Genomic DNA, 11693 nt, shown 5'->3' on the forward strand with positions numbered 1-11693 from the left:
CCTTTTTCATTGGAACGGCGCTGGGCACCAGGCGGTTCGGAGACCGAAGCATCACGGCCGCGACCCATCCTCACTTCCACATGGAACGCATCCGGGCGCCGACATCGATGCGGATCTGCTTGGCGCTGCGTTCGCCGACGGCCGCCGAAATCTTCGGCCAGTTCGTCGTCTCGAAGAACTGCAGCAGCGTCGCCGGAATGAAGCGGGTCCGCGATGCGTAGACATGCCGGTCGCCTTGGCTGTTCTGGCCGTAGGTGAAGAACCTTTGCGGCGTCACCAGCGCCAGGTGGTCGCGCGCCCGGGTCATGCCGACATAAAGCAGTCGCCGCTCCTCTTCGAGTTCGGCGGTTGTGCCGACACCAAGATCGGACGGGATGCAGCCGTCGACGACATTGAGCATGAAGACCGAGCGCCATTCCTGTCCCTTGGCAGAATGAATGGTCGACAGGATCAGGTAGTCCTCGTCGAGCAGGGGCACGCCTGCCTGGTCGCTGGTGGCATCCGGCGGATCGAGCGTCAGTTCGGTCAGGAAACGCTCGCGGTTCTGGTAGCCGCCGGCGATCTGCTCGAGTTGCACGAGGTCGGCCTTGCGCGTTTCGGCGTCTTCGTGGATGCGGTCGAGATGCGGTTCGTACCAGGCGCGCGCCGTCGCGATTTCTCCCGGCCATCCCGCGTCCGCTTTCCGCAGAGCGGAAACGAGATCAACGAAGCTCGCCCAATCCTCCCCGGTCTTGGGTGGCGCTGGAATTTCCGCGAGCGCTGCGAGCGGTTCCGGATCGGCGGCGATCGCGTCTAGGATTTTGCCTGCCGTCTGCGGGCCGATCCCGGGCAGCATCTGCAACAGCCGGAAGCCGGCGACGCGGTCACGCGGGTTCTGCGCGAAACGCAAGGTTGCCAGCAGATCCTTGACATGGGCGCTGTCAAGGAACTTGAGACCGCCGAATTTCACGAAGGGAATGTTGCGACGGGTGAGCTCGACTTCGAGCGTGCCGCTGTGGTTGGCGGAGCGAAACAGCACCGCCTGCTGCTTCAGGGCTATGCCGACCTCGCGGTTGGCGAGAACCTGCTCCACGATATAGGCGGCCTGGTCCGCCTCGTCCTTGACGGTGACAAGCTGCGGGCGCTGCTCGGACTGCCTGTCCGTCCAGAGGTTCTTGGTGAACCGTTCCCGCGCAAGCCCGATGACGCCGTTGGCGGCAGCGAGGATCGGCTGCGTCGAGCGATAGTTTTGATCGAGCGTGATGACGTCGGCGGGTTCCGGCGAAAACGCATTCGGGAAATCGAGGATATTGCGGACCGTCGCGGCCCGGAAGGAATAGATCGACTGGGCGTCGTCTCCAACGACGGTCAGGCCTTGGCCCTCGGGCTTGAGCGATAGCAGGATCGAGGCCTGAAGGCGGTTCGTGTCCTGATATTCGTCGACCAGGATATGATCGAAACGACTGCTGATATCCTGCGCCAGCTCCGCGTCGGAAACCATCTGGGCCCAGTAGAGAAGGAGATCGTCGTAATCGAGCACGCTTTGCGCCTGCTTTGCCTCGACATAGCCGGCAAACAGTTCCTTCAATTGCTGTTCCCAGCTCACAGCCCAGGGATACGCGGTCTTCAAGACGTCGATGATCGAGCTTTCCGAGTTCACGACGCGCGAATAGATCGCAAGGCACGTGCCCTTTGTCGGGAAGCGGCTTTCCATCTTGGAGAAGCCGAGCTCGTGGCGGACGAGGTTCATGAGATCGGCGCTGTCTTCGCGATCATGGATGGTGAAATCCGCGCCAAGGCCGATCTGTTCGGCATAGATCCTAAGGATCCGCGCGCCGATCCCGTGGAACGTGCCGGCCCAGGAAAGTGCATCCGTCATGACGGCGGCATTGTCGCCGAGCACCTGGCGGCAGATGCGTCCGACCCGGCGCGTCATTTCAGCGGCGGCACGGCGGGAAAAGGTCATCAGCAGAATGCGACGCGGATCGGCACCATTGACGATCAGATGCCCCACCCTGTGGGCGAGCGTGTTCGTCTTGCCCGACCCGGCGCCGGCAATAATCAGCAAAGGGCCGCCGACCTGGCCTTGCGGCAATCCCACACCATGCACCACCGCCTGGCGCTGGCGGTCATTCAGTTTTTCGAGATAGGCGGCGCTCATACGTGTCCAAGCGTTGTCAGCAAGATTCCCAAAATCTTCGTTCCGTTTCATCTCCTTGAAAGAGTTCACGGATTCCGCTTCACGGCGTCAAACTCTTCGCCCGAAGCAGATGACTCGGAACAAAAATGGAACGTATCAGCTTCGATTGCCGCTGGAAACCCGGCTGGCCGGGCTTTCACAGGCTGCTATGCCGCAGAATATCCGGAACATCGAGGAGCGGAGCCGTGGACGGCCGAATTTTCGATCTCGAGAAGCAGATCCGGGGGCTATTGGTCACCGTGTTCGGAAACCTTCGACCTGGCCTTCGGTGCGCCGAACAAGCCAACCCGTCGGTGTTTAGATTGCCCGGGCCACGACCTGCGCAGCGACCGACACCAACAAGGTTGCCAGAGCGACGGCCGTGCCAAATCGTGCGATCTTCATGCGGCGCCCGCGTGCGCCATCCCAATCGTAACCCATCGTGCTCTCCCATAGGCATCATGCCATGGGTCCGATGGTGGGCAAACTTCGTAACAGGGGAGTAAATTTGCGATTGCTACTTCTGCGGGTCGAGCTGGTGCCCTTGGTGAGTGACAAGCAGCATCTCCCGCGCGCGCCGGGCGCGCGCGGGAGTGGAATGAGCGGTTACACGCTCTTGCGCGTGACGAAGCGGGTTTCCAGATAGGCTTCGATCGCCTCGGAGCCGCCTTCCGTGCCGTAGCCGGAATCCTTGATACCGCCGAAGGGCACCTCCGGTAGCGCCAGGCCGAGATGGTTGATGGAGATCATTCCGCTCTCGACTTCGCTTGCGAGGCGATGGGCGCTTCGCTCGGAGCCGGTGAAGGCGTAAGCCGCAAGCCCGAACGGCAGGCGGTTGGCCTCATTGATCGCCTCATCGAGCTCGTTGAAGCGGTTGATGATGGAGACGGGACCGAAGGGTTCGTCATTCATGATACCGGCGCTGACCGGCACGTCGGCAAGCACCGTCGGCTCGAAGAAATAGCCCCGGTTGCCGATACGATGACCGCCGATTGCGAGCCGGCCGCCATGCTCCACGGCATCGGCGACCAGGCTTTCGATCGCGGGGATGCGCCGCTCATTGGCCAGCGGCCCCATGTCGATGCCAGTCTCGAGGCCGTTACCGACCTTGATCTTCCGCGATGCGGCGACAAAACCTTCAAGGAACTGGTCTGCCACCCGTTCCTGGACCAGGAAGCGGGTCGGCGACACGCAGACCTGACCGGCGTTGCGATACTTGCTACCGGACATGATCGCGACGGCCTGCTCGATGTCGGCGTCCTCGGTGACGATGACAGGGGCATGGCCGCCGAGTTCCATCGTCGCGCGCTTCATGTGCTGGCCGGCGAGTGCCGCCAGCATCTTGCCGACCGGGGTCGAGCCGGTGAAGGACATCTTGCGGATTACCGGATGCGAGATCAGATACTCCGAGATGACCGCCGGCACGCCATAGACGAGGTTGACGACGCCTGCGGGAATACCAGCATCGACGAAGCACCGGATCAGTTCGGCCGGCGATGCCGGTGTTTCCTCGGGTGCCTTCACGATGATCGAGCACCCGGTGGTCAGCGCGGCGGACAGCTTGCGTACGACCTGGTTGATCGGGAAATTCCAGGGCGTGAAAGCGGCGACCGGGCCGACGGGCAGCTTGACGGTCATCTGGGTGACATCGGGCGTGCGCGGCGGAATGATCTGGCCATAGGCGCGCTTTCCCTCCTCGGCAAACCACTCGATGATTTCGGCGGCGCTGAGGATTTCGCCCTTGGACTGGGCCAGCGGCTTGCCCTGTTCCCGCGTCATCAGCCAGGCGATGTCGCCGGCACGCTCGCGCAGCAGCGCCGCTGCCGTTCGCATGACCTTTGCCCGGTCGAAAGCCGAGGTCGCACGCCAGACTTGGAAACCTTTTTGGGCGGCGTTCAGCGCTTCATCCAGATCCGCCACTTCTGCCCAGGCCACTTGGCCAATCGTTTCCTCGGTGGCAGGGTCGATGACGGGAATGGTCTTGCCCGCGCGCGCCGGCCGCCAGGTGCCGTCGATATGAAGGAGGATATCGGGATACTGGGTCATGGGGGAACCTTTGAAGATTGACGTCTATCGCTTCGAGTGCAGGACGCGCCGGTGAGGAAAGTGCGAAGGAGCGCGATGCCGATCAGTTGGGCGCTTCCGCCGGCAATATCAAGACGCGATTTGTCAGGAATAGGCGTGTCGGGTTTGAAGCCCGATGGCGATGGGGGATGGGGGCTACCCGCGATGATGTGCTCTGGCGATCGCGCCAGACCTTGAACATTGATCCTTCCAGCAGGCGGAATTCACGGCCGCGTCAGCAGCATCGAGATGCCCTGTCCGACGCCGATGCACATGGTGGCGATCGCACGCTTCGCACCGTGCTCCTCAAGCTCCAATGCTGCCGTCAGCGCCAGGCGTGCTCCTGACATGCCAAGCGGATGGCCGAGCGCGATGGCGCCGCCATTCGGATTGACGTGGGACGCATCGTCGGCAAGTCCGAGCTGCCGCATGCAGGCGAGCGCCTGTGCCGCGAAGGCTTCGTTCAGTTCGACGATATCGATGTCGCCGATATCAAGACGGAGGCGCTCCAGGAGCTTGCGGGTCGAAAACACAGGGCCGATGCCCATGATGCGTGGCGGAACACCCGCCGTTGCCATTCCGTCGACCCGGGCGAGAGGCTTTAGACCGTAGCGTTCGACCGCTTGGCCGGAGGCAAGGATGAGGGCAGCCGCGCCGTCGTTGACGCCGGAGGCGTTGCCGGCCGTTACCGTGCCGTTGGCGCGGAACGGTGTCGGCAGACTGGCGAGCTTCTCGATGGTCGTTTCGCGCGGGTGCTCGTCTTGCTCGACGCATGTCGTCTCGCCCTTGCGTGCCTTGATCGCATAAGGGGCGATTTCGCGGGCGAAACGCCCGCTCTTTTGCGCAGTGGCCGCCCGGGCCTGGCTGCGCAGTGCAAAGCCGTCCTGGTCTTCGCGCGAGATGGAAAACTCGGTCGCGACGTTTTCGGCGGTCTCCGGCATGGAGTCGATGCCGTATTGGGTTTTCATGACAGGATTGACGAAGCGCCAGCCGATCGTCGTGTCATGGATTTCAGTGCTGCGCTGGAACGGGCTTTCGGCCTTGGGCATGACGAAGGGCGCGCGCGACATGCTCTCGACGCCGCCGGCGACGATAATCTCGGCTTCACCCAGTCGGATCGCGCGGGCGGCGTAGCCGACGGCGTCCAGCCCGGAACCGCAGAGCCGGTTGATCGTCGTTCCGGCTGCCGTCTCGGGCAACCCGGCGAGCAAGGCGGCCATGCGCGCGACGTTGCGGTTGTCTTCGCCCGCCTGGTTGGCGCAGCCAAGAACAACCTCATCGATCGCCTCAGTCGGAACGGACGAAACGCGCGCCAGCGCCTCGCGGATCACGTGGGCGGCAAGATCGTCCGGGCGCGCGCTCGACAGCGCGCCGCCATAGCGACCGATGGGCGTGCGGACGCCGCCGACGATATAGGCTTCACCCATGGGATTTGTCCTTGCTTTGCTCGGCTGTAAACATCGGCCCGCCCTTATGCGCGGGAAAGCCGTAGCCGTTGATCAGCACCAGATCGATGTCGCCGGGACGTGCGGCAATGCCTTCCGCCAGCAGGGCCGTTCCTTCGTCGGCCATCGCTTTCAGAAGCCGGCTCATGATCTCGTCCGCGGTGAAATCGCGCGGCGTGATGTTCTTCACCGCCCTTGCGGTGTCGATGATCGCAGTGACCTCGGGATCGACGGTCCGCTTGCCATCGGGATAGGCGTACCAGCCGCGGCCGCTCTTGCGCCCGAGACGCCCCGCTTCGCAAAGCCTGTCGGCGATTTCGACATAACGGGCAGCGGGATCCCGCGTCGCAGCCTGTCGCTTGCGGCGCGCCCAGGCGATATCGAGCCCGGCCATGTCATTGACGGCGAAGATACCCATCGGAAAACCATAGGCCTCGAGCACGGCGTCGATCTGCTCAGGCAGTGCCCCATCCTCCAGCATGAACTCCGCCTCGCGGCGATAGGCGGAGAAAACTCGGTTGCCGATGAAGCCTTCGGTGACGCCTGAGACGACGGGCAGCTTGCCGAGACGTTTGACGAAGGCAAGCGCGCTCGCCAGCACGTCAGGTGTGGTCTTGGCGCAGTTGACGACTTCGACAAGCCGCATGACGTTGGCGGGCGAGAAGAAATGCAAGCCTACGACCCGCGACGGATCGGCTGCCGCGGCTGCAATCGCATCGGGATCGAGGTAGCTCGTATTGGTCGCGAGGATGGCGCCGGGTGCGACGATGCCGTCGAGCCTCTGAAACAGCTGCGTCTTGACCTGAAGGTCATCGAAGACCGCTTCGATGACGAGGTCGGCTTTCGCGAGGTCTCCGGCCTCCGCGGTCGTCTGCAGTCGCGCGAGGCAGTCGTCGCGGCCGGCCGCAGTCAGCCGTCCGGAGCGCAGGGTCTTGTCGAGGGTCTCGGCGATACGTGCCCGCCCGCTGGCGGCGGCTTCTTCCGTCTGCTCCAGCGCGACCACGCGATAGCCGGAGGTCAAGGCGGAGACGGCGATGCCGGAACCCATCAACCCGGTGCCGACGACACCGACGGTCTCGATCCTGCGCGGCGATACCTTGTCGAGCCCCTCGACCTTGCCGGCGGCACGCTCGGCAAAAAACACGTGTCTGAGCGCAGCGGACTCGGTGGAATCGCGCAAACGCAGGAAGGCCGCGCGTTCCTCGCTCAGGCCTTGTTTCAAATCGAGTTCGCCAGCTGCCTTGACGAGGCGAACGGCCTCTGCGGGGGCGGCTTGGCCGCGGGCTTTCGCCAGAACCTTGGCTGCAGCGACGTCCACGGCTGCGGCGTCCGCCGGCGGAACGGCGATCATGCCGGTCCGGTGGAGCGGTTTGGCAGCGCGTTCCTGCACGAAAGCCAGTGCGGCACCTACGGGATCGGCGGCAACGCTGTCGGCAAGGCCAAGCGTCACAGCTTCGGCGGCCTTAACGGCACGCCCGGTTCCGATGAGGTCTATCGCCACGACGATACCGGTCAGACGCGGCAGGCGCTGCGTCCCGCCTGCGCCCGGGACGAGGCCGAGTTTGACTTCGGGGAGGCCGAATGATGCCTTCTCGCCGGCGACGCGGCCATGGCAGGCGAGCGCGAGTTCGCAGCCGCCGCCAAGGGCGGCGCCATTCACTGCGGAGATGACAGGCTTGTCGAAGGTCTCGATGCGCTCGATCACGTCCGGAAGCGTCGGTTCGACCGGTGGTTTGCCGAACTCCCTGATGTCGGCGCCACCGATAAAGGTGCTGCCGGCGCCCGTGATGACCACGCCGCTAATCGTCGGGAGACTGGCCGCATCGTCGAGCGCCGCCATCAGGCGGGAGCGGACATGGGCAGAGAGCGCGTTCACGGGCGGATTGTCGATGGTGACGACCAGAACGCCGCCTTCAATACGAGCGGATACGCTCTCAGAAAATCGGACCTCGGACATGGTGGCAGCCTCAGTCGGGGATGACGGCCGTGGCCTGGATCTCGATCTTTGCGCGGTCCTCGACCAGCGCCACGACCTGCATCGCCGCCATGGCCGGGAAATGCCGGCCGATGATCTCGCGATAGGCCTGGCCGATGCCGCGCAGATTACCGATATATTCCTGCTTGTCGGTGAAGTACCAGGTCATCGTGGTGATGTGTTGCGGCTCCGCGCCGCCGGCAGCGAGCACAGCGACGACGTTCTTCAGCGTCTGGCGCACCTGCTCGACGAAATCGTCGGTCTCAAACTCGGATTGCGCATTCCAGCCGATCTGGCCGCCGACAAAAACGGTGCGGCCCGTTGCAGCCACGCCGTTGGCGTAGCCGATGGGCTTTGCCCAGCCTTCAGGTTGCAGGATGGTGTGCATCGGTCGTCTCCAGATGTTGTGTCAGCGCAGCGCGGATGTCGTCCGGCCATGCCAGTGAAGCGTGATTGTCGAGCGAGGTGGCGACGACGCGCTGTTTCGCCGTCCAGAGCACCGTGTCCCTTGCCGAGACCGTATGCTCCATGTCGAGCGACGACCGACCGATGCCGTGGACCTTGAGCGTGAAATCAAGTTCGTCGCCCTGAAAGCCCGGGCGAGTGAAGGTGAGATCGAGGCGCACGGTCGGCACGCCGATCCGCAGCCCGTCGTTCATCGTCCTCCAGGGAAAGCCGAGCGACGCGAAGAAGTCCTCCGTCACCCCGACGAGAATGTTGAGGTAGGACGGGAAATAGGCGATGCCCGAGGGGTCGCAGTCTCCAAAGCGCAGCGGTCTATTGGCCCTAAACATGATCTCGATCTCAGTTCGCGAAGGCGGCGATGCCGGTGATGGCACGACCGAGGATCAGAGCGTGGATGTCGTGCGTGCCTTCGTAGGTGTTGACCACTTCGAGGTTGACGAGATGGCGGGCCACCGGAAACTCGTCCGAAATGCCGTTGCCGCCGAGCATGTCACGGGCAGTCCGGGCGATTTCCAGTGCCTTGCCGCAGGAATTCCGCTTGAGGATCGAGGTCAGCTCGACCGGCGGGTTGCCTTCGTCCTTCATGCGTCCGAGGCGCAGGCATCCCTGCAGGCCAAGGGCAATTTCCGTCGCCATGTCCGCCAGTTTCTTTTGGATCAGCTGGTTGGCGGCGAGCGGCCGGCCGAACTGCTTGCGGTCGATGACGTATTGCCGTGCCGTCTCGTAGCAGGACTCAGCCGCACCGAGGGCGCCCCAGGCGATGCCGAAGCGCGCGGAGTTGAGGCAGGTGAAGGGGCCCTTCAGCCCGGTCACATCGGGCAGCATGTTTTCTTCCGGCACGAACACCTCGTCCATGACGATCTGGCCGGTAATCGATGCCCTGAGACCCACCTTGCCGTGGATCGCCGGCGCGCTGAGCCCCTTCCATCCCTTTTCGAGGATGAAGCCGCGGATCAGACCATCCGCGGTCTTCGCCCAGACGACGAAGACGTCGGCGATCGGCGCATTGGAGATCCAGGTCTTGGAGCCGGAAAGCAGATAGCCGCCATCGACCTTGGTGGCCTTGGTGATCATCGAGCCGGGATCGGAACCATGATCGGGCTCGGTGAGACCGAAGCAGCCGATTTTCGTGCCGGCAATCAGTCCCGGCAGGTATTTGCGTTTCTGGTCCTCGCTGCCGAAGGTATAGATCGGCACGATCACCAGGGAAGACTGGACGCTCATCATCGAGCGGTAGCCGCTGTCGATGCGTTCTACTTCGCGGGCGATCAGACCGTAGGAGACGTAGTTGAGGCCCGCGCCGCCGTATTCCTCGGAGACCATCGGTCCGAGCAGGCCGAGTTCGCCCATCTCGGCGAAAATCGACGGATCGGTCTTCTCGTGGCGGAAGGCCTCCTGCACGCGCGGCGCCAGTCGGTCTTCGGCAAAACCTTGCGCGGTGCGCCGCACCATGCGTTCTTCTTCGGTCAACTGCGCATCCAGGTTGAATGGATCCTGCCAGTCGAATGACGCCTTCGAACCATGCATGTTCGACATCCCCCTCGTTATCGTCCCGTACCTTTCATCAGCTCGCGGCCGATGATGAGCTTTTGAACCTCGGTCGCGCCCTCGTAGATCCGCAGTGCCCGGATCTCACGATAGAGCCGTTCGGTGATTTCGCCGACGCGCACGCCGCGGCCGCCGAAGAGCTGCAGCGCCTGGTCGATGACCCATTGTGCATTCTCGGTCGCCGTCATCTTGGCCATGGCCGCTTCCCGCGTGGTCGGCCGCTTCTGCACGTCGCGCTGCCATGCCGTGCGGCAGGTCAGAAGGGCGGCGGCGTCGATCGCAGTCGCCATCTCGCCGAGCGTGCTTTGCGCTGTCGGCAAATCGGCAAGGGTTGCGCCGAACATCTTGCGGTTCTTTGCATGCGCCACTGCCTCGTCGAGCGCCCGGCGGGCAAAGCCTGTTGCGGCGGCCGCGACGGAGGGGCGGAAGATGTCGAGCGTGCGCATGGCGATCTTGAAGCCTTCGCCGGGGCTTCCGAGAAGCTGCGACGCCGGGATGCGGCAATTGTCGAAGCGAAGCCGGGCAAGCGGATGCGGCGCAATGGTCTCGATGCGCTCGGCGATCGTGAAACCCGGCGTGTCGGCGAAGACCACAAAGGCGGAAATGCCGCGCGTGCCGGGCGCTTCGCCGGTGCGGGCAAAGACGGTGTAGACGTCGGCGATGCCGCCGTTCGAGATCCAGGTTTTCTCGCCATCGAGCACGAAATGATCGCCCTCGCGTCGCGCACTACAGGCCATCGCTGCGACATCCGAGCCAGCCTCGGGTTCGGAAAGCGCAAAGGCGGAAATCCACTCGCCGCGGCTGACCTTGGGCAGGACGGCCTGCTTCAGTGCCTCGGAACCGGAAAGGCTGATCGCGCCGGTGCCAAGCCCCTGCATGGCGAAGGCGAAATCGGCAAGACCGTCGGTATAGGCAAGCGTTTCGCGGATGAGGCAGAGCGACCGGCTATCGATCTCCTCGCTTGCGCCGCCAAATGCTTTCGGCACGCAATGGCGAAGCACGCCTGCGGCGCCAAGGGCGCTGACGAGGTGTTTGCACGCGGCATCGGCATTTGCGTGATCGATCTCGCCGAGGCCGCCACGGGATACGAAGTCATCCAGCTCCGTAGCAAACGCACGATGACCATCGTCGAAGAACGGCCAGTCGAGATGGTCGCGGGTTGGTGGGCGCAAAGCCGTGTCACGGGAACTCATGCTCAATTCCCTTTGAATTCCGGCTTCGCCTTGGCGGCAAAGGCCTCGAAGGCGCGGCGGAAATCGCCGGTCGCCATGCAGATCGCCTGGGCCTGGGCTTCCGATTCGATCAGCTGGTCGATGCCCATCGCCCATTCCTGGTCGAGCATCTTCTTTGTCATCGCATGGGCGAACCAGGGGCCATCGGCGATGGTGCGTGCGAATTTCTGCGCCTCGGCAAGCAGCGACGCACGCTCGTGCAGGGCGTTGTAGAAGCCCCAGGCATGACCCTCGGGCGCGGTCATGACCCGGCCGGTGAAGAGCAGTTCGGCGGCGCGGCCTTGGCCGATGATGCGGGGAAGAATGCCGCAGGCGCCCATGTCTGCACCCGCGAGCCCAACGCGCGTGAAGAGAAAGGCGGTCTTCGCTTCCGGCGTCGCGACGCGGAAATCGGAAGCCATCGCCAAGATAGCCCCGGCGCCGGCGCAAATTCCGTCCACGGCCGCGATCACGGGTTGGGGGCAGGCGCGGATCTGGCGCACCAGTTCGCCGGTCATGCGGGTGAAATCCAAGAGGTCCGGCATCGACATGCGCGTCAGCGGCTCGATGATTTCGAAGACGTCGCCGCCGGAGGAGAAGTTGTCGCTGGCGCCGGTCAGCACCACGGCGCGCACGTCGCTGGCGCGGGCAAGCGACCGGAAGAGGTCGCAAAGCTCCTCGTAGCTCTCGAAGGTCAGCGGGTTCTTCTTTTCCGGACGGTTGAGCGTGATCGTCGCGACCCGGCCGTCCGCGTCCGTTTCGAACAGGAAGTGCTTGGCCTTGTAGTCCTTAAAGGCGCGCTTCTTGGCCTGCATCGGGTTTGTCAT

Annotated in this window: 10 protein-coding genes; all 10 read right to left on the reverse strand. The window is 63.8% G+C overall.

All coding sequences use genetic code 11. From position 1 onward, the window contains the following. Window positions 1-70: 70 nt before the first annotated feature. Window positions 71-2140: an ATP-dependent helicase gene (locus ASE60_RS29820; RefSeq protein WP_057255213.1), complete on the reverse strand. Its 2070-nt coding sequence runs from the start codon at window positions 2138-2140 to the stop codon at window positions 71-73. Window positions 2141-2476: 336 nt separating this feature from the next. Next, window positions 2477-2599, reverse strand: coding sequence for a hypothetical protein (locus ASE60_RS36125; RefSeq protein WP_255571072.1), 123 nt, complete (start codon window positions 2597-2599; stop codon window positions 2477-2479). A 165-nt stretch (window positions 2600-2764) separates the two neighbouring features. Then, window positions 2765-4204, reverse strand: coding sequence for an NAD-dependent succinate-semialdehyde dehydrogenase (locus tag ASE60_RS29825; RefSeq protein ID WP_057255214.1), 1440 nt, complete (start codon window positions 4202-4204; stop codon window positions 2765-2767). 242 nt (window positions 4205-4446) lie between these two features. Next, window positions 4447-5649 (reverse strand): 3-oxoadipyl-CoA thiolase, encoded by a 1203-nt coding sequence (pcaF, locus tag ASE60_RS29830; RefSeq protein ID WP_057255215.1) that lies wholly within the window; start codon window positions 5647-5649, stop codon window positions 4447-4449. Further along, the gene (locus ASE60_RS29835; protein WP_057255216.1) at window positions 5642-7624 is read right to left on the reverse strand and encodes a 3-hydroxyacyl-CoA dehydrogenase NAD-binding domain-containing protein; all 1983 of its coding nucleotides are present in this window, start codon (window positions 7622-7624) and stop codon (window positions 5642-5644) included. The genes pcaF and ASE60_RS29835 overlap by 8 nt, the downstream gene beginning before the upstream one ends. 10 nt (window positions 7625-7634) lie before the next feature. Next, the gene (locus ASE60_RS29840; protein WP_057255217.1) at window positions 7635-8030 is read right to left on the reverse strand and encodes a RidA family protein; all 396 of its coding nucleotides are present in this window, start codon (window positions 8028-8030) and stop codon (window positions 7635-7637) included. Continuing rightward, entirely contained in the window at window positions 8008-8439 is a 432-nt protein-coding gene (locus tag ASE60_RS29845) for a thioesterase family protein (RefSeq protein WP_057255539.1), read from the reverse strand. The genes ASE60_RS29840 and ASE60_RS29845 overlap by 23 nt, the downstream gene beginning before the upstream one ends. A 7-nt stretch (window positions 8440-8446) precedes the next feature. Then, complete coding sequence (locus tag ASE60_RS29850) at window positions 8447-9634, reverse strand: acyl-CoA dehydrogenase (protein WP_057255540.1); 1188 nt, start codon at window positions 9632-9634, stop codon at window positions 8447-8449. A gap of 17 nt (window positions 9635-9651) precedes the next feature. Further along, a complete protein-coding gene (locus ASE60_RS29855) occupies window positions 9652-10848 on the reverse strand; it encodes an acyl-CoA dehydrogenase family protein (RefSeq protein WP_057255218.1) in 1197 nt (398 codons plus the stop codon). Between the two features lie 2 nt (window positions 10849-10850). Continuing rightward, the gene (locus ASE60_RS29860) at window positions 10851-11693 is read right to left on the reverse strand and encodes an enoyl-CoA hydratase family protein (protein WP_057255219.1); all 843 of its coding nucleotides are present in this window, start codon (window positions 11691-11693) and stop codon (window positions 10851-10853) included.

The sequence above is a fragment of the Ensifer sp. Root278 genome (assembly GCF_001429285.1).
Taxonomy (GTDB): Bacteria; Pseudomonadota; Alphaproteobacteria; order Rhizobiales; family Rhizobiaceae; genus Ensifer.

What these genes read in the sequence shown, in the direction of transcription:
- ASE60_RS29850 (WP_057255540.1), bottom strand. Translation starts at nt 9,634, where the DNA reads ATGCATGGTTCGAAGGCGTCATTCGACTGGCAGGATCCATTCAACCTG.
- ASE60_RS29835 (WP_057255216.1), bottom strand. Translation starts at nt 7,624, where the DNA reads ATGTCCGAGGTCCGATTTTCTGAGAGCGTATCCGCTCGTATTGAAGGC.
- ASE60_RS36125 (WP_255571072.1), bottom strand. Translation starts at nt 2,599, where the DNA reads ATGGGTTACGATTGGGATGGCGCACGCGGGCGCCGCATGAAGATCGCA.
- ASE60_RS29825 (WP_057255214.1), bottom strand. Translation starts at nt 4,204, where the DNA reads ATGACCCAGTATCCCGATATCCTCCTTCATATCGACGGCACCTGGCGG.
- ASE60_RS29840 (WP_057255217.1), bottom strand. Translation starts at nt 8,030, where the DNA reads ATGCACACCATCCTGCAACCTGAAGGCTGGGCAAAGCCCATCGGCTAC.
- pcaF (WP_057255215.1), bottom strand. Translation starts at nt 5,649, where the DNA reads ATGGGTGAAGCCTATATCGTCGGCGGCGTCCGCACGCCCATCGGTCGC.
- ASE60_RS29860 (WP_057255219.1), bottom strand. Translation starts at nt 11,693, where the DNA reads ATGACAAACCCGATGCAGGCCAAGAAGCGCGCCTTTAAGGACTACAAG.
- ASE60_RS29855 (WP_057255218.1), bottom strand. Translation starts at nt 10,848, where the DNA reads ATGAGTTCCCGTGACACGGCTTTGCGCCCACCAACCCGCGACCATCTC.
- ASE60_RS29820 (WP_057255213.1), bottom strand. Translation starts at nt 2,140, where the DNA reads ATGAGCGCCGCCTATCTCGAAAAACTGAATGACCGCCAGCGCCAGGCG.